Source organism: Bacillus sp. PK6-16, assembly GCF_056530295.1.
The window spans coordinates 159,862-181,516 of the sequence record NZ_CP096511.1 but is presented as its reverse complement, the minus strand read 5'-3'; the positions used below and the strand labels follow the sequence as shown (position 1 = coordinate 181,516).

Here is a 21,655-nt window from a genome sequence, read left to right as displayed (position 1 = left end):
ATGAGGAGGGATTTATTAATAGTACTATTTAGAGAATAAAGATGTAAAAGCTTCTACAATAAACAATTTAACTTCTGGCTTTTTTTCTTCCTCTTCTACTTTTACATACTCATTTTGCTTTTCTTGTTTTTTCTCCACAGGTTTCTCCACTTTTTCCACATTTTTTGTTTCTTCTTTACTTACAGGCTGCTCTTCGACCTTTGTTTCATTTTTCACTACTTTCTTTTCAGAAGCTGTTACTTTTTTTACTGCTTCCCGCTTTACAACTTTCGTTTCTTTTACCTCATCCTCTTTTTTCTCTTCTACATTTACTACTTCTTCATTATCTATTTGTTTTACTTGCTCCTCTTCAGGAGATTCAGCCTTCACAACATGTTCTTCTTTCCTTACAGCTGTACCACTTGAAAAATCTAAGAAACACATCGGTGGAAATAATACACACCACCAGTTTGCCCCTTCACCTTCCCCAATTGTAATTAAGACTGCTTCATATTCCCCTGCCGGATAAATAAAATTCCCATATACCTTTGTAGGAAACTTTACATTCTTACTAAATTTCACTTGAAATGAATCTTTACTTCCTTCTCTTTTTAACGTATTTTCCACCGTTTTCTCGATTTCTGGAATATGACTTTGAATTACTTTGCGTGCCTCTTCAAATGAAGTTAAATCTGCTACCCATCCATCAATTTGTGCTTTTACTTCATCACGCACTTTACGCTTCAATGCCTGGTCTTTATCTGAATCACTATTTGCTAAAATTCTTAATCGAACGGCCTCTTTCGGAATAACTGAAGGCCCTTTCGCATCAGCTTTCATATATCCAAACTGCACAAGTAACTGTGCACCAATTAATAGTATAAGAAGATAAGCAATAACTTGTTTTTTCATTTCCTCCACCGTCCCTTCTACAAACAGTGTGGACAGACTTTCATCTTTCTAAACTATTAAATTCAAAATCTATATGAATTTTCCCACAAAAAAAAATAGAGTAAGGTGTGAACCTTACTCCATCTCTGCAAATACCATACGATCTTTTCCGTTAATATCGAAAACAACCTCAACATGAGCATGTGGAAAAGCTTGTTGTAACAATTTTTTTACATCCTCACCTTGTCCTACTCCAATTTCAAACGCCACAATCGCTTTCTTCTGCAACACATTCGGCAATTCTTCCATAAAACGGCGATAGAAATCTAATCCGTCTTCACCACCAACAAGTGCTCTCTTCGGCTCATGCTCTTTCACAACAGGAGAAAGACCACGCCAATCCTCTTCCGGTATATATGGAGGATTTGAAACAACAACATCTAGCTTTTGACCCGTTTTATGAAATGGTGACAATAAATCACCGTGATAGAACGTTACTACTGCACCTAAAGCTTTTGCATTTTCTTTTGCAACTTCAATCGACTCTTGTGCAATATCTACTGTATACACATGAAGATTTTTATTTTCTAAAGCAAGCGTAATAGAAATCGCTCCACTACCTGTACCTATATCTGCTACATGTAGTTTCTCATCACCAAAATGGCGCTCGATTCTTTCTAATACTCCCACTATAAGCTCTTCTGTTTCCGGCCTTGGTATTAATACTTCTTCATTCACAAAGAAAGACCGTCCATAAAACATTTCATAACCAATCATATATTGAATAGGAATACCTTCTACATGCTTATGGATAAACTCCGTAAAGCTTTTCTCTTGTTCCTCAGTTATTTCTTCACGCATATTCATAAGTAATCCTGTTCTGTTCACCTTTAATACATGACAAAGGACAATTTCTCCCGCATTTTCATCTCGTCCATTTTCCTGTAAAAAAGAAGAAGCCCATTTCAGGGCTTCATAGACACGCATTACTCAGCTGCCTCCATCTTTTGAGCCTGATCTTCCATCACTAAGGCATTGATGAAATCATCTAACTTACCTTGTAAGATTTGATCTAGCTTTTGAATCGTTAAACCGATTCGATGGTCTGTAACACGGTTTTGCGGGAAGTTATACGTACGAATACGCTCTGAACGATCTCCCGTACCAACAGCTTGTTTACGGTTTTGATCATACTCAGCTTGCGCTTCTTGTCTAAACTTATCATAAACACGTGCGCGTAATACTTTCATCGCTTTTTCTTTATTCTTGATCTGTGATTTCTCATCCTGACAAGATACAACTACACCAGTCGGTAAATGCGTTAAACGCACCGCTGACATCGTTGTATTAACGCTCTGTCCACCAGGTCCACTAGAAGCGAATGTATCAACACGAACATCTTTCTCATGAATATCAATTTCTACTTCTTCTGCCTCTGGTAATACAGCTACAGTTGCTGTAGATGTATGAATACGTCCACCAGATTCCGTTTCAGGAACACGTTGTACACGGTGAGCACCATTCTCGAATTTCAGCTTCGCGAAAGCACCTTTACCATTAATCATAAAGATAATCTCTTTATATCCACCTAACTCTGTATAGCTAGCCTCAATAATCTCCGTTTTCCAGCCCTGTACCTCAGCGTAACGGCTATACATACGGTATAAGTCACCAGCAAATAAAGCTGCCTCGTCTCCACCAGCAGCTCCACGAACCTCAACGATAACGTTCTTATCATCATTAGGGTCTTTTGGAACAAGTAAAATTTTCAGACGCTCTGATAATGTTTTATCTTGTGATTCTAACTCAGAAACTTCTTCTTTTACCATTTCACGCATTTCTGCGTCTAACTTATCTTCTAACATTGCTTTCGCATCTTTTAATTGCTCACGAACATCCTTATACTCACGATACACCTCTACCGTTTCCTGTATATCAGATTGTTCCTTTGAATATTCACGAAGCTTATTTGAATCACTAATAATCGCTGGATCACTTAACAATTCATTTAACTTCTCATAACGATTTTCTACAGCTTGCAAACGATCTAACACATCATTCACCTCTACATCCTAGTATCTAATACAAATAGTATATGGTACTTACTCAAAAAAACGCAAATTATATTTAAAAGCGCAAGCGGCTCGCTCAGAATCGCAGGCCATTGGAGCCCTCGACCTTGAAGCGCTTTTTGCTTCGAGCGAGAGAGCGAAATGGCCGGAGATTCTAGCCGCTGGAGCTAGATAATATATTTAAAAGTGGCGGTGGCTCTTTCAGCTCTGACCAACTAAGGTTCTTTCGACCTAAAGGTGCTTTTTACCTTTCGGGCGGAAGGTTCTTAGATGCGAAGAGCTAGCCACCAGAACTAGATATATTTAAAAGCGCAAGCGGCTCGCTCAGAATCGCAGGCCATTAGAGCTCTCGACCTTGAAGCGCTTTTTGCTTCGAGCGAGAGAGCGAAATGGCCGGAGATTCTAGCCGCTGGAGCTAGATAATATATTTAAAAGTGGCGGTGGCTCTTTCAGCTCTGACCAACTAAGGTTCTTTCGACCTAAAGGTGCTTTTTACCTTTCGGGCGGAAGGTTCTTAGATGCGAAGAGCTAGCCACCAGAACTAGATATATTTAAAAGCGCAAGCGGCTCAAACCGCTCATTCTCTCTATTTTGAAAAAAACCCGCCTTGCGCAGCGAGTTTTACTTATCTTTGTTTGCAGGTACTGCATGACAATGACGACAACGTGGTTCATACGATTCTGAAGCTCCAACTAAAATAATTGGATCATCAAATGCCGCTGGTTCTCCATCAATTAATCGTTGTGTACGACTTGCTGGAGATCCACATACAGAACATACTGCTTGTAGTTTTGTCACATGTTCAGCAATCGCCATCAGCTGAGGAACTTGTCCAAATGGTAGACCACGGAAATCTTGGTCTAAACCAGCTACAATGACACGATAGCCACGATTTGCCAATACTTGCACCACTTCCACAATGTCCCCATCAAAAAATTGCACCTCATCGATTGCAATAACATCCAGCTCTTCTGTAATATGTTCAAATATATCCTTTGAAGCTGAAACAGGAACTGCTTTTACCTTTAATCCGTTATGTGATACAACATCTTCTTCACTATATCGATTATCAATACATGGTTTAAATACAATTGCATGTTGTTTTGCAAATTGCGTACGGCGCACACGGCGGATTAGCTCTTCTGACTTGCCAGAAAACATACTACCGCAAATCACTTCAATCCAGCCATTTTGATTTATTAAGTACATGAAGCTCTCCTTTCATCTACTTTTCAGTTAAAAGTAGGGTAAAGGTATAATATTTTCGCAAAAAAAACAGACAAGCGAATACATACACTTGCCTGTTTTATGTTTTTATTACTTAAGACCGTATTTCTTATTGAAGCGGTCAACGCGTCCGTCTGCAGTAGCAAACTTCTGACGTCCAGTGTAGAATGGGTGAGAATCAGAACTGATCTCAACTTTTAGTAATGGATAAGTGTTACCATCTTCCCACTCAACAGTTTCGTTAGATCCTTTAGTAGATCCGCTTAAGAATTTGAAGCCTGTGTTTGTGTCCATGAATACAACTTTCTTGTAATCTGGGTGAATTCCTGCTTTCATTCTTTTCATCTCCTTCCGCCCTGAATCATTTTCGAAACAGAGTTTTTCATCTTCAGCTGCATACACAACTATATTGATGAAACACATATGATGAAATTATAACAAGGCTAACTTCATTTTGCAACTACCTGTTTTTGTCTTTTGAAATTAAAAGTGTAGACGGCTCGTTTAGCTCTGACTGGCTAAGGTTCTCTCACTTATCTCTCTCTTTAATATCACCTAAACAGCATAAAAAACTCGCTTACTATAAAATAAGCGAGTCCTGATTTTTTTCCCTTTACTTAGTTGTTACATACCTTTTCGAGTCTGCAACAATGTTTTGTAAAAACTCTTCATTTGTCTTCGTTTGACGAAGCTTACGTAAGAAACTTTCAACAAAGTCTGGTGTATCACGCATTGTCTTACGAATGCCCCATAACTTGTCTAAATGTTCTTTTGGAATTAATAGATCTTCTTTACGTGTACCAGAACGACGAATATCAATCGCTGGGAAGATACGACGTTCAGCTAATGAACGATCTAAGTGAAGTTCCATATTTCCAGTTCCTTTAAATTCCTCGTAAATAACATCGTCCATACGTGATCCTGTATCAACAAGGGCTGTTGCTAAAATTGTTAAGCTACCGCCTTCTTCAATATTACGTGCAGCTCCAAAGAAACGCTTCGGTCTATGGAAGGCAGCTGGATCGATACCACCTGATAATGTTCTACCACTTGGTGGAATAACGAGGTTGTAAGCTCGAGCTAAACGGGTAATACTATCCATTAAAATGATAACATCTTTCTTGTGCTCTACAAGACGCATCGCACGTTCTAACACAAGCTCAGCTACTTTAATATGATTTTCTGGTACTTCATCAAAAGTAGAACTTACAACATCTCCTTTAACAGAACGTTCAATGTCTGTTACTTCCTCTGGACGCTCATCAATTAAAAGTACAATTAGTTCTGCTTCCGGATGATTTGTTGTAACACTGTGCGCGATTTCTTTTAATAGACTTGTTTTACCAGCCTTTGGAGGCGCAACAATTAAACCACGTTGTCCAAATCCAACTGGTGCGATTAAATCCATGATGCGTGTCGGTAACTTTTTCGGTTCCGTTTCCAATTTCATTTGGCGATCTGGGTATAATGGTGTTAATGCAGGGAAATGCACACGCTCTTTTGCTGAATCTGGATCATCTCCGTTTACAGCTTCAACTTGTAATAACCCAAAATAGCGTTCATTTTCTTTCGGAGGTCGTACTTTACCAGAAACCTTATCTCCATTACGTAAATCGAAACGACGAATTTGCGAAGCTGAGATATAAATATCTTCTGAGCTTGGAGAATAGTTGATAGGACGTAGGAATCCAAATCCTTCTGATTGAATAATTTCTAATACGCCTTCCATGAAAAAGAAACCTTCTTTTTCTGCTCGAGCTTTCAAAATAGAAAAAATCAGCTCTTTTTTCGTTAACTTGCTATAATACGAAATCTTAAATTCTTTCGCAAGCTCGTATAACTCTTTTAATTTCATGTTTTCTAATGCTGCAATTGACAAATTCATTCAGACACCACACTTTAACGTTATTCTCTTTTTTCATGGGTAAAGGGAAAAAATACGGAAGGCAAATAATTAATAATGAAAGGCAATAAGTTCAAGTAGGGTAATATTCACTATTGTAACCCTTTTATCTAGTTTTAATCAATACGTTGGAACACAAATACAAGAAGCGAAGACAAGAAAATTTGTCTTCGCTTCGTATTTAATTTAGTTCCAGCTCCGATAGTTAGAAAGATCGACCATTTTAACCTTTCTGAAGGAGCTGCTTACGCTTTTTATTTAATCTAGCTTCAGCAGCTAGAATGGTCGGTGGCTAGAAGGGTCAGTCATTTCACCCCTTCTGAGCAAGCCACCTCCGCTTTTTACTTAATCCAGCTTCAGCAGCTAGAATGGTCGATGGCTTCACTTCTTCCTACGAGGCAAAAAGCGCCTCTACGTCAGAAGCTCCATCCCCCTCCCATTCTGAACGAGCTGCTTACGCTTTTTATTTAATAACCAAGTTCGGTTTTTTATTTAAGCTATGACGACCATCTACGAAGCGAACTGTGCCTGATTTTGCGCGCATAACAAGGGATTGCGTTGTTCCTACGCTACCTTTAAATTGAACACCGCGTAATAGTTCTCCATCTGTTACGCCTGTTGCTGCAAAGATTGCATCGTCACCTTTTACTAAGTCCTCCATGCGAAGGATACGATTAATGTCTTCTATACCCATTTTTTTACAACGTGCTAATTCAGCTTCGTTTTGTGGCAATAGTTTTCCGTGAATTTCTCCACCTAAACATTTTAAAGCAACTGCTGCTAATACACCTTCAGGTGCTCCACCAGATCCAAATAAAATATCTACACCTGTACGATCAAACGCTGTATTAATCGCTCCAGCTACATCTCCATCATTAATCAATTTAATGCGCGCACCAGCTTTACGAATTTCTTCGATAATTTCTTGATGACGTGGACGATTTAAAACTGTCGCTACAACATCTTCAATATCTTTATTTTTCGCTTTCGCAACTGCACGTAAGTTATCAATAATAGGCGCATCAATGTCGACCGCCCCAACTGCTTCTGGGCCAACCGCGATTTTATCCATGTACATGTCAGGGGCATGTAACAAATTACCGTGGTCTGCAATTGCAATGACAGCAAGAGCATTCCAGCCACCAGCTGCTACGATGTTTGTCCCTTCTAAAGGATCAACCGCAACGTCTACACGTGGTCCATATCCTGTACCTAATTTCTCTCCGATATATAGCATTGGTGCTTCATCCATCTCACCTTCACCAATTACAACTGTACCTTTCATCGGAATTGTATCAAATACATCACGCATAGCTGATGTTGCTGCACCGTCTGCCTCATCCTTTTTCCCGCGCCCCATCCAACGCGCTGATGATAAAGCTGCAGCCTCTGTTACACGTACTAACTCCATAGATAAACTTCTTTCCACGATAATCCCTCTCCTTTAAGCCTTTATATTTCTGCCGTATTTTGTGAACCGTGTTTTTCTATAAAGTGTACTTCCGCAAGTAGTGATGCTTCGCTTCCCCCTTGCGGAAGTATCACTTATGCGTTCTTCATTTCTTCAATTTCTTGCTTTGTCATTTGTTCTCGCCAAATGTTTGCACCAAGCCCTTTAAGCTTGTCCACTATATTCTCATAACCTCGATCAATATGCTCAAGTCCTGTTACTTCTGTAATTCCATCTGCCATTAACCCTGCAATAACAAGTGCCGCTCCTGCTCGTAAATCACTCGCCTTCACTTTTGCACCTTGCAGTAACACAGGACCAGTTACAATTGCCGAACGACCCTCTACTTTAATTTGAGCATTCATACGACGTAATTCATCAATGTGTTTGAAACGGGCACCGTAAATTGTATCTGTTACAACTCCCGTCCCGTGTGCCTTTGTTAAAAGCGTCGTAAACGGCTGTTGTAAATCCGTTGGAAAACCTGGATATACAAGCGTTTTGATATCAACTACTTTTAACTTTCTATTACCGTTCACCGTAATTTGATCATCGTTCGTTTCAACTTGAACACCAGCTTCTCTTAGCTTTGCAGTAACTGATTCTAAATGCTGAGGAATAACGTTATCAACCGTTACTTCTCCTCCTGATGCAGCTCCTAGAATCATATACGTACCAGCTTCAATACGATCTGGAATGATAGTATGGTGACAACCATGTAAAGAGTCAACACCATCTATTCGGATTACATCAGTACCAGCACCTTTAATACGTGCTCCCATGCTTGTTAACAATGTAGCTACATCAATGATCTCAGGCTCTTTCGCTGCATTTTCAATAACAGTTCTACCTTTCGCTCGTACAGCTGCTAGCATAATATTAATCGTAGCTCCTACACTAACAACATCTAAATAAATACGTGCCCCGCGTAGCTCATCTGCTCTTAAATAGATGGCACCTTGTTCATTCGTAACATGTGCACCTAGCGCTTCAAACCCTTTAATATGCTGATCAATCGGCCTCGGTCCTAAATGACATCCACCCGGAAGCCCAATAACAGCTTTTTTAAAACGGCCAAGCATTGCACCCATTAAATAATAAGAAGCGCGCAATTTTTTCACTTTTCCATTTGGCAAAGGCATTGCAACCATGTTAGAAGGATCGACTACCATCTCTTCCTCCTGTCCATAAGTTACTTTCCCTCCAATTTCCTCTAGTAAGTCTCCTAACATTTTCACGTCCGAAATATTAGGGACACCACCAATAGTTACTGGAGTATCTGCTAAAATTGTCGCTGGAATTAATGCAACGGCACTGTTCTTTGCACCACTTACTCGAATTGTTCCATTTAAAGCTCTTCCGCCTTCAATTAGCAATTTTTCCATATTGAGCTCCCTTCTTGTGAATGTATTTACTTTCTATCTTTTTATAGAAAGCTCCCCTTAAGAATCTCAATTACTCTTTCCATCCCAAAACTCAATAAATAGGAAACCATTATCTTCATTTCTCCTGTAGCACGAATAGATAAAGATCAACTATTCATCGAATTCACTTTATCAATTTAGATACGTTATCACATTTATTAATAGGACTATGCACATTATTTTCTATTTAAAAACCAAAAATGATAAAATCTTTAGACTTGTTCACGCTTTCATTATACAACGAAAGGAAACCGTCTAAAAGACTAGACGGTTTCCAAAACGGAATTTTATTCTTACGCTTTACCGTTAGAACCGAATTCGCGAATTTTACCAATAACAGTTGCTTTGATAGCGTCGCGGCCAGGTCCGATAAATTTACGAGGATCGTAAACTTCTTGGTCTTTGTTTAATACTTCACGAACAGCTTTTGTAAACTCGATTTGGTTCTCAGTGTTTACGTTGATTTTTGAAGTACCTAAAGAGATAGCTTTTTCGATATCAGCAGTTGGGATACCAGTACCACCATGTAATACTAAAGGTACGCCAGTGAAGTCACGAACTTGTTCCATTTCAGCGAATCCTAAGTTAGGCTCACCTTTGTAAGGACCGTGTACAGAACCTAAAGCTGGAGCTAGGCAATCGATACCTGTTGCTTCAACAAGGTGCTTACACTCTGCTGGGTCAGCGTAAATTACGCCTTCAGCGATTACGTCGTCTTCTTGTCCGCCAACTGTTCCAAGCTCAGCTTCAACAGATACGTTACGAGCGTGTGCGTATTCTACTACTTGTTTAGTAGTTTCAACGTTTTCTTCGAATGGGTGGTGAGAAGCGTCGATCATTACAGATGTGAAACCTGCATCAATTGCTTCTTTACATTTTTCGAAGCTTGAACCATGGTCAAGGTGAATCGCTACAGGAACAGTGATGTTCATTTCTTCGATTAAAGCTTTAACCATAGCTACAACTGTTTTGAAACCAGTCATATGACGAGCTGCACCCTCAGATACACCTAGGATTACAGGAGATTTTTCTTCTTCCGCAGCAGCTAAGATAGCTTGAGTCCACTCTAAGTTGTTCATGTTGAATTGACCAACTGCGTATTTTCCTTCTAGTGCTTTGTTTAGCATTTCTTTCATAGAAACTAAAGGCATGGTGAATCCTCCTAAAAAACGTTTTTTGTATCCGATAAGTTCTTATCGCTGGTAGTATGACCAGAATAAGGTAAAATATGTATATCTACATACCGGACTTTTTTCTACACTCAATAGGATAACAACTTGTACTCAAAAACTCAACCGTATTCACCTGCACAATAGTCCATGTAAACGCTTTTTTCCATATTTTTTATAAAAAATTCATTTTTACGCCTCTACAGCGAGCTCATTTCTCACAGCTTGACGAATTTCATCAATATCAAATGGTTTAGCAAAATGCATTAAAGCTCCTAAATCTTTTGCTTCTTGGATCATATCAAGCTCTCCATAAGCAGTCATTAAAATTACTTTAATACTCTCATCAATTTCTTTTACATGCTTTAAAATCTCTATACCATCCATGCCTGGAATTTTCATATCTAACACTACTAAATCTGGATTATCTTTTTTCACGATATCTAAAGCTTGAAATCCATTCGCTGCTTGGAATGTCTGATAACCTTCTTTTTGGAACACTTCATGTAATAACACACGAATCCCATATTGATCATCAACGATTAAAATTTTACCTTCCATAATTCCCAACCTTTCTGTGTAAGTACAAGATTTAAAGCTTCTTATATCTTAACGATTTATTTTCGCTATTCTTTGGCAAATTCCTTCCTATTCTTTCTTATTTTACCGTTTCCTATTTTGTTATGCTACCCTACGATTTCACCTTTCTAAAAAAATAAATTATAATGAAAGCCGGCAAACACGTACGAAGGGAGTAACATTATGTTAAAAATTTTTTCAACTCAATTAAGTGGTTATTTCTCCAGAGTTTCTCAAAAAGAAGAAATGAATATAGAAGATAGCGCTCGTTTACTTGCTCAAGCACTAGTTGGCGATGGTTTCATTTATTTACATGGTATAAATGAAATGGAGGGCGTTGTTGCCGAGGCACTATTCGGTGCTGAACCAATGAAGCAAGTAAAACGCTTATTTGAAAATGGTAAAGAAGCAGAAGTAACCTCTGCGGATCGTGTACTTCTTATTAGCCGTTTTTCAACAGATGAAGCGGTTGTAAAAATTGCAAAAAAACTACAAGAAGAGGGACACTCTATTGTGGGCATTTCTGCTCTTCAAGAAGGTACAGAATCACTGGAACGATATACAGACGTACATATTGATACAAAACTGTTAAAAGGTCTTATTCCAGACGATGAAGGTAATCGCTACGGATTCCCAAGTTTAATAGTAGCTTTATTTGCTTATCACGGGATTAAATTTACAATCGACGAAATGTTAAATGAATATTAAAAAAAGCGCCTTATTTCAGGCGCTTTTTTTATTACTTGCTCTCTTTATTCGTAATAGAAGCTCTTACGAAGTCATGGAACAATGGTTGTGGACGGTTTGGACGAGAAACAAGTTCTGGGTGGAACTGTGCTGCCACGAACCAAGGGTGGTCTTTTATTTCAATGATTTCAACTAGACGGCCGTCTGGGCTTGTACCAGAGAATACAAATCCTTCTTTTTCCATATCCGGACGGAACTGATTGTTGAACTCATAACGATGACGATGACGCTCATATACAACCGGCTCATTATAAGCATTGTAAGCATTTGTTTCTTCAGCAAGCTTACATGGGTATAGACCAAGACGAAGTGTACCACCTAGGTCCTCTACATCTTTTTGTTCTGGTAATAAGTCGATGATTGCATATGGTGTGTCAGGGTTGATTTCAGAAGAGTTAGCACCTTCTAAACCTAATACATTACGTGCGAATTCGATTGATGCAAGTTGCATACCTAAGCAAATTCCTAAGAATGGAACTTTGTTTTCACGAGCATATTGAATCGCAACGATTTTACCTTCTACACCACGATCGCCGAAGCCACCTGGTACAAGAATACCGTCTGTATCGCCAACTAATTCTTTTACGTTTTCTGCTGTTACGTGCTCAGCATTTACCCATTTTACTTCTACATCTGTGTCGAATGAGTAACCAGCATGACGAAGTGCTTCTACAACAGAAATATAAGCATCTTGAAGTTCTACATATTTACCAACAAGAGCGATTTTTGTTTTCTTAGAAAGATTACGCACTTTGTTAACTAGAGCAGTCCACTCTGTCATATCTGCAGCTGGATTGTCTAATTTTAAGTGGTCACAAACGATTTGGTCCATGTTTTGTTCTTGAAGAGATAATGGAACCGCATATAAAGTATCTGCATCGCGAGCTTCGATAACTGCTTTTGTATCAATGTCACAGAATAATGCAAGCTTGTCTTTCATATCTTGAGAAACAGGCATTTCTGTACGAACAACGATAATGTTTGGTTGAATACCTAAGCTACGAAGTTCTTTAACACTATGTTGTGTTGGTTTTGTCTTCATTTCACCCGCTGCTTTTAAGTACGGGATTAACGTACAGTGAATGTACATTACATTGTCACGACCGATGTCGCTCTTAATTTGACGGATTGCTTCTAAGAATGGTAGAGACTCGATGTCACCAACAGTTCCACCGATTTCTGTAATAACAACATCCGCATTTGTTTCACGACCAGAACGATATACGCGTTCTTTAATTTCGTTAGTAATGTGAGGAATAACTTGAACTGTTCCTCCTAAATATTCACCGCGACGCTCTTTTTGAAGAACTGAAGAGTAAATTTTACCTGTTGTTACGTTGCTGTATTTGTTTAAGTTAATGTCGATAAAACGCTCATAGTGACCAAGGTCTAAGTCAGTTTCTGCGCCATCATCTGTTACGAATACCTCACCGTGTTGATATGGGCTCATAGTCCCTGGGTCTACGTTAATGTATGGATCAAACTTTTGAATCGTTACGTTTAAACCACGATTTTTTAAAAGTCTTCCAAGAGATGCTGCTGTAATACCTTTTCCTAAAGACGATACTACACCGCCTGTTACAAAAATATACTTAGTCATGAAAAAGCTCCCTTCTATTTTGCTGTTATATAATCACCGTTGCAAAGCGCAACGTATGTAGATAACACTGTATCCATCTTATTGTTAGACTCTTTTTATTTTCTAAACAAAAAACAAAAAAGAAAATTGCTCCCCTCATCACAAAAAGTAATAAGTAGGGAGCAATTTTCTTTTATATTTACACTTTAAAAGTATTATCGTCCTTTTTTAAAGAGCCCAAAAATGATTCTACATGGACGATAATGAAAAGTCAAGAACTACAGTTCTTCCTCTTCTTCTTCTTCAGTTTCGTCATACTCAAGTTCTTCTTCAGCGAAGTCGTCGTCATCTTCGTCTAAATCATCAAGATCGTCGTCATCTCCGTCTTCTTCTTCAAGAACCTTGTCCAAATCTTCTACATCATCATCTTCGTCTTCATTTACGTCTGCATCGTCGAAGTCATCTTCATCTTCTTCAATGTAGTCGTCAAAACCGTCTTCTTCAACTTTACGTTTCTTCTTCGGTTTTGGTTGAGGCAAGATTTCTTCATCAATTTGCTCGTACGGGTACCAGCTGCGTAGCCCCCAACGATTTTCTCCTAAATTAATGAAACGTCCATCGATGTTTAAGTCTGTATAAAATTGTGCGATTTTCGCATTAACTTGCTCTTGAGATAGTCCCAGCACTTGAGCGATTTCTTGAACCAACTCGTTGAATGTCGTTGCTTGTTTTTTATCCCCTAAAACGCTATGTACAACTTCAATCATTGAACATTCTTTTAGCTCTTCTGGTGAATATTGCTTAAAATCCACTTATGCGGCACTTCCTTTCATCAAATATAACCTTATATATAACGGCCTGCTTAAAAAAATCCATACTATTCATTATAAACAAAAGTCGCACAAATATGCTACAAAAAAAACGGGAAACTTTTATAGGGTAGTAAAATTATAATTTGTCTGTTCCTTATTTCGGAAGCATATGGGCCCCTTGCAATACATACCTAATTTGCATTTCTGTATATTCTTCGAGCGTATACAGTTTTTGCAGCGCCCAGCGTCTAAATCCCCACATCTGTCCTTGTATAAAAATATTATGGGCAAGAAGCTGTATTTCTTTTTTATTTAATGTAAATGTTCCATTTTCCGTACACTGTTCTAAAATATTCTCGAACATTCCTACCATTTGAAACTCCTTTTCTAATACATACGGAAGTGATTCTTTCGGTAAAAAGCGTACCTCTTGATACATTATCAATACTTCTTCCTGTAATTCGTCCATCACTTTAAAGTAATTCGTTATTGCTACCTTTAAACTTTCTACACTCCCTTTTTCTGTACAAACTACTTCCTCTAATCTTTCTTTTACATGTTCATAAATACTATCACAAACTAAATACAAAACATCATCTTTTGTACGAATGTACTCATAAAGTGTCCCTATACTAAATCCAGCCGCTTTTGCAATTTCTCTCGTTGTTGTACGCGGAAATCCTTTTTGTTTAAACAGTTGCACCGCACCTTTAATCATTTGCTCACGTCTTAACGCAACTAATTTTTCATCTTTCACCGATGCATGTACATTATGTTTAACCATTCCCTTCACCTCTCTCTATTATTTTTTGGAAGGAAAAAGCGTAGGAAAATACCTACGCTTTCGTTCCTACTTCGTTAACATACGAGAAATTACAAGCCTCTGAATCTCTTGTGTTCCTTCATATATTTGTGTAATTTTTGCATCTCGCATATAACGCTCTACTGGATAATCTTTCGTATAACCGTAACCACCAAATACTTGCACCGCTTCAGTCGTCACCCTCATCGCTGTATCTCCTGCAAATACTTTTGACATCGCTGACTCTTTTCCATACGGAAGCCCTTCTGATTCAAGCCAAGCCGCTTGATATGTTAAAAGGCGTGCCGCTTCTACATCTGTTGCCATATCCGCAAGTTTAAAGCCAATCCCTTGCTGCGCCGCAATTGGTTTTCCAAATTGATGGCGCTCCCTTGCATATTCTACAGAAGCATCTAAAGCCCCTTGTGCAATACCAACAGCTTGCGCCGCAATACCGTTACGACCTCCATCTAATGTTTGCATCGCAACTTTAAACCCTTGCCCCTCTTCTCCAAGTAGATTCTCTACAGGAATACGGCAATCTTCAAACATAATTTCAGTCGTTGGTGAAGAGCGAATCCCTAGCTTGCTCTCCTTCTTCCCAACTGAAAATCCCGGTGTATCACTTTCTACAATAAATGCACTCGTACCGCGCTGCTTTGATTCAGGATCAGTTAGCGCAAAAACAACATAAATATCAGCAATACCGCCATTTGTAATGAAAATTTTTGATCCATTTAAAATATAATGGTCTCCATCTCTCTTTGCGATTGTCTTCATTCCACCAGCATCCGATCCAGATCCTGGCTCAGTTAAGCCGTATGCACCAATTTTCTTTCCTTCAGCCATCGGTCGTAAAAACTTTTGCTTTTGCTCTTCCGTCCCAAATTTAAAAATTGGCCATCCCGCAAGTGAAGTATGCGCGGACAGCGTTACGCCTGTTGAAGCACAAACGCGGGATAATTCTTCAATAGCGATTACGTACGCTAAGTAATCGCTTCCAATTCCACCGTACTCTTCAGGCCACGGAATACCGGTTAAACCAAGCTCTGCCATTTGATCAAATAATTCTCGATCAAATCGCTCTTCCTCATCACGCTCAGCTGCTGTTGGTGCCACTTCATTTTTAGCAAAATCTCGAACCATTTTTCTTATCATTTCATGTTCTTCTGATAGTTTAAAATGCATCTCCGTCTCCCCCTCGCCCTTTTATAAAGCACGGCTAATAACAAGTTTCTGTATTTCACTTGTTCCTTCATATATTTGCGTGATTTTCGCATCACGGAAAAATCGTTCTACTGGATAGTCTTTCGTATAACCGTAACCACCAAACACTTGCACCGCCTCAATCGCGACTTCAACCGCTGTCTTAGAAGCAAATAATTTCGCAATAGATGCTTCTTTACCGCATGGTAATCCCTGTGCCCTAAGAGATGCCGCTCTATATACGAGTAACCTTGCTGCTTCGACACTTGTTGCCATATCTGCAAGCTTGAAGCCAATCCCTTGCTGCGCCGCAATTGGCTTCCCGAATTGCTCTCTTTCTTTTGCATAATCAATTGCACAGCCAAGCGCCGCTTCAGCAATTCCTAACGCCTGCGCACCGATTCCAATTCGCCCAACATCTAAATTCGCCATCGCCACCTTAAATCCTTGTCCTTCTTCCCCAAGTAAATTCTCAGCTGGCACTTTCATATCTTCAAAAGTAAGTTGTACTGTACGAGAACCGAGAAGTCCCATCTTATGTTCATCTTTTCCGATGATTAAACCAGGTGTATCTTTCTCTACTATAAATGCAGAAATACCACTTTTTCCTGCCTCTGGATTTGTAGAAGCGAATACAATGTATGTACTTGCTTCACCACCATTTGTAATAAACACTTTCGATCCATTAATAATATAATGATCACCTTTTTTCACAGCTCTTGATTTCAAACTCCCTGCATCTGATCCTGCATTTGGCTCTGTTAAAGCAAATGCACCTAAATATTCCCCGGTTGCAAGTTTAGAAACATATTTTTTCTTCTGTTCTTCTGTTCCGAAATATAAAATCGGATTCATTCCAACTGACGTATGTACAGCTAAAATTACACCAACTGTTGCACTTACCTTTGAGATTTCCTCAATTGCTAGAATGTAAGATATAAAGTCCATTTCTGCCCCACCGTATTTTGTAGGCGCTGGAATACCCATTAATCCAAGCTCACCCATCTTTTGCAAAATCTCTTTCGGGAACACCCCTTGTTCCATACTAGGAACAAAGGGAGCTATTTCCTTCTGTGCAAAATCCCGAACCATTTTCCTCATCATTTGCTGCTCTTCATTAAAACGAAAGTTCATATATTCCGCCTCCATTTGCTATATATCCTTTAAATAATTTGGTAAGACCACTATGTTGTAACAAAGGGGGCATTTATTCGTAAACGTAGAATCCACGACCTGTTTTACGCCCTAACCATCCTGCATTCACATACTTACGTAATAACGGACATGGGCGATATTTACTATCTCCTAATCCTTCATGCAACACTTCCATAATGTATAAACACGTATCTAAACCGATAAAATCGGCAAGTGTCAAAGGCCCCATCGGATGGTTCATACCAAGCTTCATGACTTCATCAATTGCTTCTTTCGTCGCTACACCTTCATATAACGTATAAATTGCTTCGTTAATCATCGGTAGCAAAATGCGATTTGATACAAAACCTGGGAAATCATTCACTTCAACTGGTACTTTCCCAATTTTTTTCGTAATATCTTCAATTGCTTCATATACCGCATCATCGGTAGCCAAACCACGAATAATTTCAACAAGCTTCATAACTGGAACTGGATTCATAAAGTGCATACCGATTACTTTTTCCGGACGCTTCGTTACCGCTGCAATTTCTGTAATTGGCAGAGATGACGTATTCGTCGCTAAAATTGCGTGTTCTGGAGCAATTTCATCTAGATTCGCAAAGATTTTCTTTTTAATATCCATTTTCTCAACAGCTGCTTCAATAATAAGATCCGCTTCTTTCACACAATCTAAATCAAGCGTTACTGTAAGACGATTTAATGTGGCTTCCTTCTCTTCTTCCTTCATACGTCCTTTTTCTACTTGGCGTGCTAAGTTTTTCGTAATGATAGCCAATCCTCTATCTAATTGCTCTTGCTTTAAATCTTGTACCTTCACGTCATATCCTGCCATTGCACATACTTGTGCAATTCCTGATCCCATTTGCCCTGCACCAATTACAACAATGTTTTGTACACCCATTTTTTCTTCCCCCTTAATTGTTAATAAATTTTATACCCTCGAACTTTAATTAGTGAACTTCAATCATCACTGCATCCCCTTGACCGCCACCGCTACAAATCGAAGCAATTCCAATTCCGCCGCCGTGCTGCTTAAGTGCATGGATTAGTGTAACGATAATGCGCGCTCCGCTTGCTCCAATTGGATGTCCCATCGCTACCGCGCCGCCATTTACATTCAATTTTTCCGGATCAATTCCTGCGATTTCTGTACTTGCAATTGCTACCGCTGCAAAGGCTTCATTAATCTCGAATAAATCAATGTCTTCAATTGTCTTTCCTGTTTTTTCAAGCAATGCGTTAATTGCATAACCTGGAGTTCTTGGGAAATCTTTAGATTCCACTGCAATTGCTGTATGCGCCAAAATTGTCGCTAATGGCTTTCTTCCTTCTTGCTTCGCTCTGTCTTCGCTCATTAATACAAGTGCGGCACCACCATCGTTTAGTCCTGGTGCATTACCAGCTGTCACCGTCGCTGTCTTATCAAATACAGGTTTTAACTTTGCTAACTTTTCAATCGTTGTATCTTCACGTGGCGCCTCATCCTTTGCAACGACAATAGGATCGCCTTTTCTTTGCGGAATCGTTACTGGCACGATTTCCTCTTCAAAACGCCCTTCTTTATGCGCTGAAACCGCACGCTGATGGCTACGATATGCCCATTCATCTTGCGCTTCGCGAGAAATTCCATCTTCCTTTGCAACTTCTCCGCCATAAACGCCCATGTGTGTACCTGAAAATGCGCATGTTAAACCGTCAGCAACGTTTAAATCAATAACTTCGTTGTTGCCCATTCTGTATCCCCATCTTGCTCCACGTAAAATGTAAGGACTGTTACTCATCGACTCCATACCGCCAGCTACAATCAGTGATTGATCGCCAGTACGAATAATCTGATCCGCTAACGTAACCGCACGAAGCCCTGATGCACAAACTTTATTCACTGTTTCCGTCTGCACTTCCCAAGGGATTCCAGCAGCCCTCGCAGCTTGGCGCGATGGAATTTGTCCCTGCCCACCTTGAATAACCGTTCCAAATATAACTTCTTCAACATCACTAGCCGCAACATTTGCTCTTTCAAGCGCTGCTTTAATTGCAATTCCTCCAAGTTCCGTCGCTTTTACATCCTTTAAAGATCCTCCAAATTTTCCAACTGGTGTTCTTGCAGCACTTAAAATAACTGTTTTACTCATTTTTCTTTCCCCCATTTCATTTTTTAACACTGAGCGCTCGCTCGGTATCCCTACGTTGAGAAGAGGTGCAATCATTGCACCTCTTTCTAAAGTTGTATACATTCTTACAAACTACATCGCTTCTTTTTTCTGTCCGATAACAGATCGTTCTAAAATCTCTGTCACATCAAGAGTTTGAACTTTCTCTTCTACCTCTTTTGCTTTCGTTCCATCACTGATCATCGTTAAGCAATATGGACAACCTGTACCGATAATAGATGGTTGTACAGCTAATGCTTGTTCTGTACGAGCAACGTTAATACGAGAACCTGTTGTTTCTTCCATCCACATTAAGCCACCACCTGCGCCACAGCACATTCCAGTTTCACGGTTACGTGCCATTTCTACAAGATTCACTCCAGGAATCGCTTTCAAAATGTCACGTGGCGCTTCGTACACTTCGTTGTATCTTCCTAAATAACAGGAATCATGGTACGTAACTGTTTCTTCAATAGCGTGAACAGGCTTTAAGCGCCCTTCTTTCACCCACTGAGCTAACAATTCTGTATGATGATAGACTTCTGCTTGCAAGCCAAAGTCCGGATACTCATTTTTAAATGTGTTATAAGCATGAGGATCAATCGTAACGATTTTCTTCACTCCTGCCTTTTCAAATTCTTCGATATTCTTTGTCGCCATCTCTTGGAATACAAATTCATTTCCGAGGCGGCGTGGTGTATCTCCAGAATTCTTTTCTTTATTACCGAGAATTGCGAATGAAATGCCTGCTTCGTTCATTAACTTCGCAAACGATATCGCAATCTTCTGACTACGATTGTCGTATGATCCCATTGAACCAACCCAGAATAAATACTCGAATTCCTCCCCAGCTTTTGATTTTTCTTTTACAGTTGGAACTGTTACTTCATCATCACCTTGGCGCCATGTTTCACGCTCTTTACGGTTCAGCCCCCACGGATTTCCTTGACGCTCGATATTTGTCATCGCGCGTTGTGCTTCCGCGTCCATTTTCCCTTCAGTCAAAACGAGATATCGACGTAAATCAATAATTTTGTCAACATGCTCATTCATAACTGGGCATTGATCTTCACAGTTACGACACGTTGTACATGCCCAAATCTCTTCTTCTGTAATAACATCTCCGATTAAACTCGGATCGTAAGCGAGCGTTGTAGACGCTGATTCTTGTTGTCCTTTTCCAGCTGCCATCATCGCTAACTGATTTCCTTGTGTATTATTGAAGGCAACTACTGGAACCCACGGTGCTTTTGATGTTACCGCAGCTCCTTTATCAGTTAAATGATCGCGAAGTTTTAAAATTAAGTCCATCGGCGATAACATTTTTCCTGTTCCTGTTGCCGGACACATATTTGTACAACGGCCACACTCTACACAAGCGTATAAGTCAATAAGTTGATTTTGTCTAAAGTCTTCAATTTTACCAACACCAAATGTTTCTTGCGTTTCATCTTCAAAATCAATCTTTTCAAGCTTCCCTGGGTTTGAAAGACGACCGAAGAATACATTAGCTGGTCCTGCAATTAAATGCGCATGTTTTGATTGTGGAACATACACTAAAAACGTTAACAAAATTAGTAAATGCACCCACCAAGAAAAATAGAACACTGAAATGGCTACGGTTTCATTTATCCCGCTAAAAACGTAAGCGATTGCAGAAGCAATTGGTTCACTCCATGAAAGCTCCTCGCCATGCCATATAAGTCCCATACCGTTACCAAGTAGCACAGAAATCATTAAGCCACCGATAAAGATAAGAACAAGACCTGATTTGAAGTTACGTTTTAAACGAACAAGCTTTTCTACATAACGTCTATGAAAAGCCCAAAATACTGCAATTAAAATAACAAGTGTGACAATTTCCTGGAAGAATGTAAATGCAGGGTATAGTGGTCCAAGTGGAAGATGTGATCCTGGTGCGAGTCCTTTCCAAACGAAGTCAATTGCTCCAAATTGGACAAGAATAAATCCGTAAAAGAACATAACGTGAATGATGCCGCTTTTCTTATCTTTCAGCAGCTTTTTCTGACCGAAAACATTGACCTTAAGGAGATCCCAACGCTCTTTAAAACGACGGTCAAATTCAATTTTTTTTCCTAATTGTATGTAGGCCATTCTCGTCCGTATAAGATATACAAACAAATATCCTGCATAAGCAATAACAGCAATGGCAGCCAGCCAATTAATGATCAGTAAGCTATTCATTTTTATGCTACCCCTCTCTTTGTAAGCCTTCTTTCTTTTTTTGAATCTTCAAAAATATATAATTTTCTGAATTATATCCCCTATCCCCATTATATAATGAGTGAGCATTCAGTCAACAGTTTTTTGTTATAGAACAACACATTTTTTCATAAAGCTGTTTATTTCGGTGAAACTATAAAGTGAAACTTTAATCAGCAGGGGGGGTTCATCCCCCGCTGATTATTAGTTGAACCAATCGGGCTTTTACGGGCAGTTGATTTCCAAACTAGCTTCTGCTTATTCATCAATTTTTGAAATAGGAA

Annotated in this window: 19 protein-coding genes; 1 reads left to right on the top strand and 18 read right to left on the bottom strand. The window is 39.3% G+C overall.

The annotated features are described in order from the left end of the window. Positions 1–24 precede the first annotated feature (24 nt). From spoIIR to spo0F, 10 genes are all read right to left on the bottom strand, one after another. Positions 25–891, bottom strand: coding sequence for a stage II sporulation protein R (gene spoIIR / locus M1D66_RS00820; protein ID WP_016125750.1), 867 nt, complete (start codon positions 889–891; stop codon positions 25–27). Positions 892–1,005: 114 nt separating this feature from the next. Next, entirely contained in the window at positions 1,006–1,857 is an 852-nt protein-coding gene (gene prmC, locus M1D66_RS00815; protein ID WP_001267066.1) for a peptide chain release factor N(5)-glutamine methyltransferase, read from the bottom strand. Further along, complete coding sequence (gene prfA, locus M1D66_RS00810; protein ID WP_000887064.1) at positions 1,857–2,924, bottom strand: peptide chain release factor 1; 1,068 nt, start codon at positions 2,922–2,924, stop codon at positions 1,857–1,859. The genes prmC and prfA overlap by 1 nt, the downstream gene beginning before the upstream one ends. 639 nt (positions 2,925–3,563) lie before the next feature. Further along, complete coding sequence (locus M1D66_RS00805) at positions 3,564–4,151, bottom strand: thymidine kinase (protein WP_000280859.1); 588 nt, start codon at positions 4,149–4,151, stop codon at positions 3,564–3,566. Between the two features lie 108 nt (positions 4,152–4,259). After that, positions 4,260–4,505, bottom strand: coding sequence for a type B 50S ribosomal protein L31 (locus tag M1D66_RS00800; protein ID WP_000643433.1), 246 nt, complete (start codon positions 4,503–4,505; stop codon positions 4,260–4,262). Positions 4,506–4,782: 277 nt separating this feature from the next. Beyond that, positions 4,783–6,054, bottom strand: coding sequence for a transcription termination factor Rho (gene rho, locus M1D66_RS00795; protein ID WP_001053903.1), 1,272 nt, complete (start codon positions 6,052–6,054; stop codon positions 4,783–4,785). A gap of 481 nt (positions 6,055–6,535) precedes the next feature. Further along, the gene (gene glpX / locus M1D66_RS00790) at positions 6,536–7,501 is read right to left on the bottom strand and encodes a class II fructose-bisphosphatase (protein WP_000442340.1); all 966 of its coding nucleotides are present in this window, start codon (positions 7,499–7,501) and stop codon (positions 6,536–6,538) included. 116 nt (positions 7,502–7,617) lie between these two features. Further along, complete coding sequence (murA, locus tag M1D66_RS00785; protein WP_000413254.1) at positions 7,618–8,907, bottom strand: UDP-N-acetylglucosamine 1-carboxyvinyltransferase; 1,290 nt, start codon at positions 8,905–8,907, stop codon at positions 7,618–7,620. Between the two features lie 332 nt (positions 8,908–9,239). Next, positions 9,240–10,097, bottom strand: coding sequence for a class II fructose-bisphosphate aldolase (locus M1D66_RS00780; protein ID WP_001131855.1), 858 nt, complete (start codon positions 10,095–10,097; stop codon positions 9,240–9,242). A gap of 210 nt (positions 10,098–10,307) precedes the next feature. Beyond that, entirely contained in the window at positions 10,308–10,676 is a 369-nt protein-coding gene (gene spo0F, locus M1D66_RS00775) for a sporulation initiation phosphotransferase Spo0F (RefSeq protein ID WP_000398594.1), read from the bottom strand. A gap of 201 nt (positions 10,677–10,877) precedes the next feature. Between spo0F and M1D66_RS00770 the strand changes: the two genes are divergently transcribed. Further along, positions 10,878–11,402, top strand: a complete 525-nt coding sequence (locus M1D66_RS00770; protein ID WP_242554919.1) for a DUF2529 domain-containing protein — start codon at positions 10,878–10,880, stop codon at positions 11,400–11,402. A gap of 31 nt (positions 11,403–11,433) precedes the next feature. Here the strand turns inward: M1D66_RS00770 and pyrG are convergent, their stop codons facing one another. The 8 genes from pyrG to M1D66_RS00730 form a co-directional block, all read right to left on the bottom strand. Next, on the bottom strand, positions 11,434–13,041 hold the full coding sequence (pyrG, locus tag M1D66_RS00765; RefSeq protein ID WP_000170459.1) for a CTP synthase: 1,608 nt from the start codon (positions 13,039–13,041) through the stop codon (positions 11,434–11,436). A gap of 257 nt (positions 13,042–13,298) precedes the next feature. Next, positions 13,299–13,832, bottom strand: a complete 534-nt coding sequence (rpoE, locus tag M1D66_RS00760) for a DNA-directed RNA polymerase subunit delta (RefSeq protein WP_000346278.1) — start codon at positions 13,830–13,832, stop codon at positions 13,299–13,301. Positions 13,833–13,986: 154 nt separating this feature from the next. Next, on the bottom strand, positions 13,987–14,616 hold the full coding sequence (locus M1D66_RS00755) for a TetR/AcrR family transcriptional regulator (protein ID WP_000238607.1): 630 nt from the start codon (positions 14,614–14,616) through the stop codon (positions 13,987–13,989). Between the two features lie 66 nt (positions 14,617–14,682). Then, complete coding sequence (gene acdA / locus M1D66_RS00750; RefSeq protein WP_000545544.1) at positions 14,683–15,822, bottom strand: acyl-CoA dehydrogenase AcdA; 1,140 nt, start codon at positions 15,820–15,822, stop codon at positions 14,683–14,685. A gap of 21 nt (positions 15,823–15,843) precedes the next feature. Further along, entirely contained in the window at positions 15,844–16,974 is a 1,131-nt protein-coding gene (locus M1D66_RS00745) for an acyl-CoA dehydrogenase (RefSeq protein WP_001011188.1), read from the bottom strand. 73 nt (positions 16,975–17,047) lie between these two features. Further along, entirely contained in the window at positions 17,048–17,899 is an 852-nt protein-coding gene (locus M1D66_RS00740; RefSeq protein ID WP_000538874.1) for a 3-hydroxybutyryl-CoA dehydrogenase, read from the bottom strand. Between the two features lie 49 nt (positions 17,900–17,948). After that, positions 17,949–19,232, bottom strand: a complete 1,284-nt coding sequence (locus M1D66_RS00735; RefSeq protein ID WP_153595473.1) for an acetyl-CoA C-acetyltransferase — start codon at positions 19,230–19,232, stop codon at positions 17,949–17,951. A gap of 9 nt (positions 19,233–19,241) precedes the next feature. Further along, on the bottom strand, positions 19,242–21,353 hold the full coding sequence (locus tag M1D66_RS00730; RefSeq protein WP_001086776.1) for a (Fe-S)-binding protein: 2,112 nt from the start codon (positions 21,351–21,353) through the stop codon (positions 19,242–19,244). Positions 21,354–21,655: the final 302 nt, after the last annotated feature.

Excerpts from the sequence above, each read along its gene's own strand:
- M1D66_RS00740 (WP_000538874.1), bottom strand. The coding sequence starts at position 17,899 with ATGGGTGTACAAAACATTGTTGTAATTGGTGCAGGGCAAATGGGATCA.
- prmC (WP_001267066.1), bottom strand. The coding sequence starts at position 1,857 with ATGCGTGTCTATGAAGCCCTGAAATGGGCTTCTTCTTTTTTACAGGAA.
- M1D66_RS00745 (WP_001011188.1), bottom strand. The coding sequence starts at position 16,974 with ATGAACTTTCGTTTTAATGAAGAGCAGCAAATGATGAGGAAAATGGTT.
- pyrG (WP_000170459.1), bottom strand. The coding sequence starts at position 13,041 with ATGACTAAGTATATTTTTGTAACAGGCGGTGTAGTATCGTCTTTAGGA.
- M1D66_RS00800 (WP_000643433.1), bottom strand. The coding sequence starts at position 4,505 with ATGAAAGCAGGAATTCACCCAGATTACAAGAAAGTTGTATTCATGGAC.
- rho (WP_001053903.1), bottom strand. The coding sequence starts at position 6,054 with ATGAATTTGTCAATTGCAGCATTAGAAAACATGAAATTAAAAGAGTTA.
- spo0F (WP_000398594.1), bottom strand. The coding sequence starts at position 10,676 with ATGGAAGGTAAAATTTTAATCGTTGATGATCAATATGGGATTCGTGTG.
- spoIIR (WP_016125750.1), bottom strand. The coding sequence starts at position 891 with ATGAAAAAACAAGTTATTGCTTATCTTCTTATACTATTAATTGGTGCA.
- M1D66_RS00755 (WP_000238607.1), bottom strand. The coding sequence starts at position 14,616 with ATGGTTAAACATAATGTACATGCATCGGTGAAAGATGAAAAATTAGTT.
- M1D66_RS00770 (WP_242554919.1), top strand. The coding sequence starts at position 10,878 with ATGTTAAAAATTTTTTCAACTCAATTAAGTGGTTATTTCTCCAGAGTT.
- murA (WP_000413254.1), bottom strand. The coding sequence starts at position 8,907 with ATGGAAAAATTGCTAATTGAAGGCGGAAGAGCTTTAAATGGAACAATT.
- M1D66_RS00735 (WP_153595473.1), bottom strand. The coding sequence starts at position 19,232 with ATGTATACAACTTTAGAAAGAGGTGCAATGATTGCACCTCTTCTCAAC.
- M1D66_RS00730 (WP_001086776.1), bottom strand. The coding sequence starts at position 21,353 with ATGAATAGCTTACTGATCATTAATTGGCTGGCTGCCATTGCTGTTATT.
- M1D66_RS00780 (WP_001131855.1), bottom strand. The coding sequence starts at position 10,097 with ATGCCTTTAGTTTCTATGAAAGAAATGCTAAACAAAGCACTAGAAGGA.
- M1D66_RS00805 (WP_000280859.1), bottom strand. The coding sequence starts at position 4,151 with ATGTACTTAATAAATCAAAATGGCTGGATTGAAGTGATTTGCGGTAGT.
- acdA (WP_000545544.1), bottom strand. The coding sequence starts at position 15,822 with ATGCATTTTAAACTATCAGAAGAACATGAAATGATAAGAAAAATGGTT.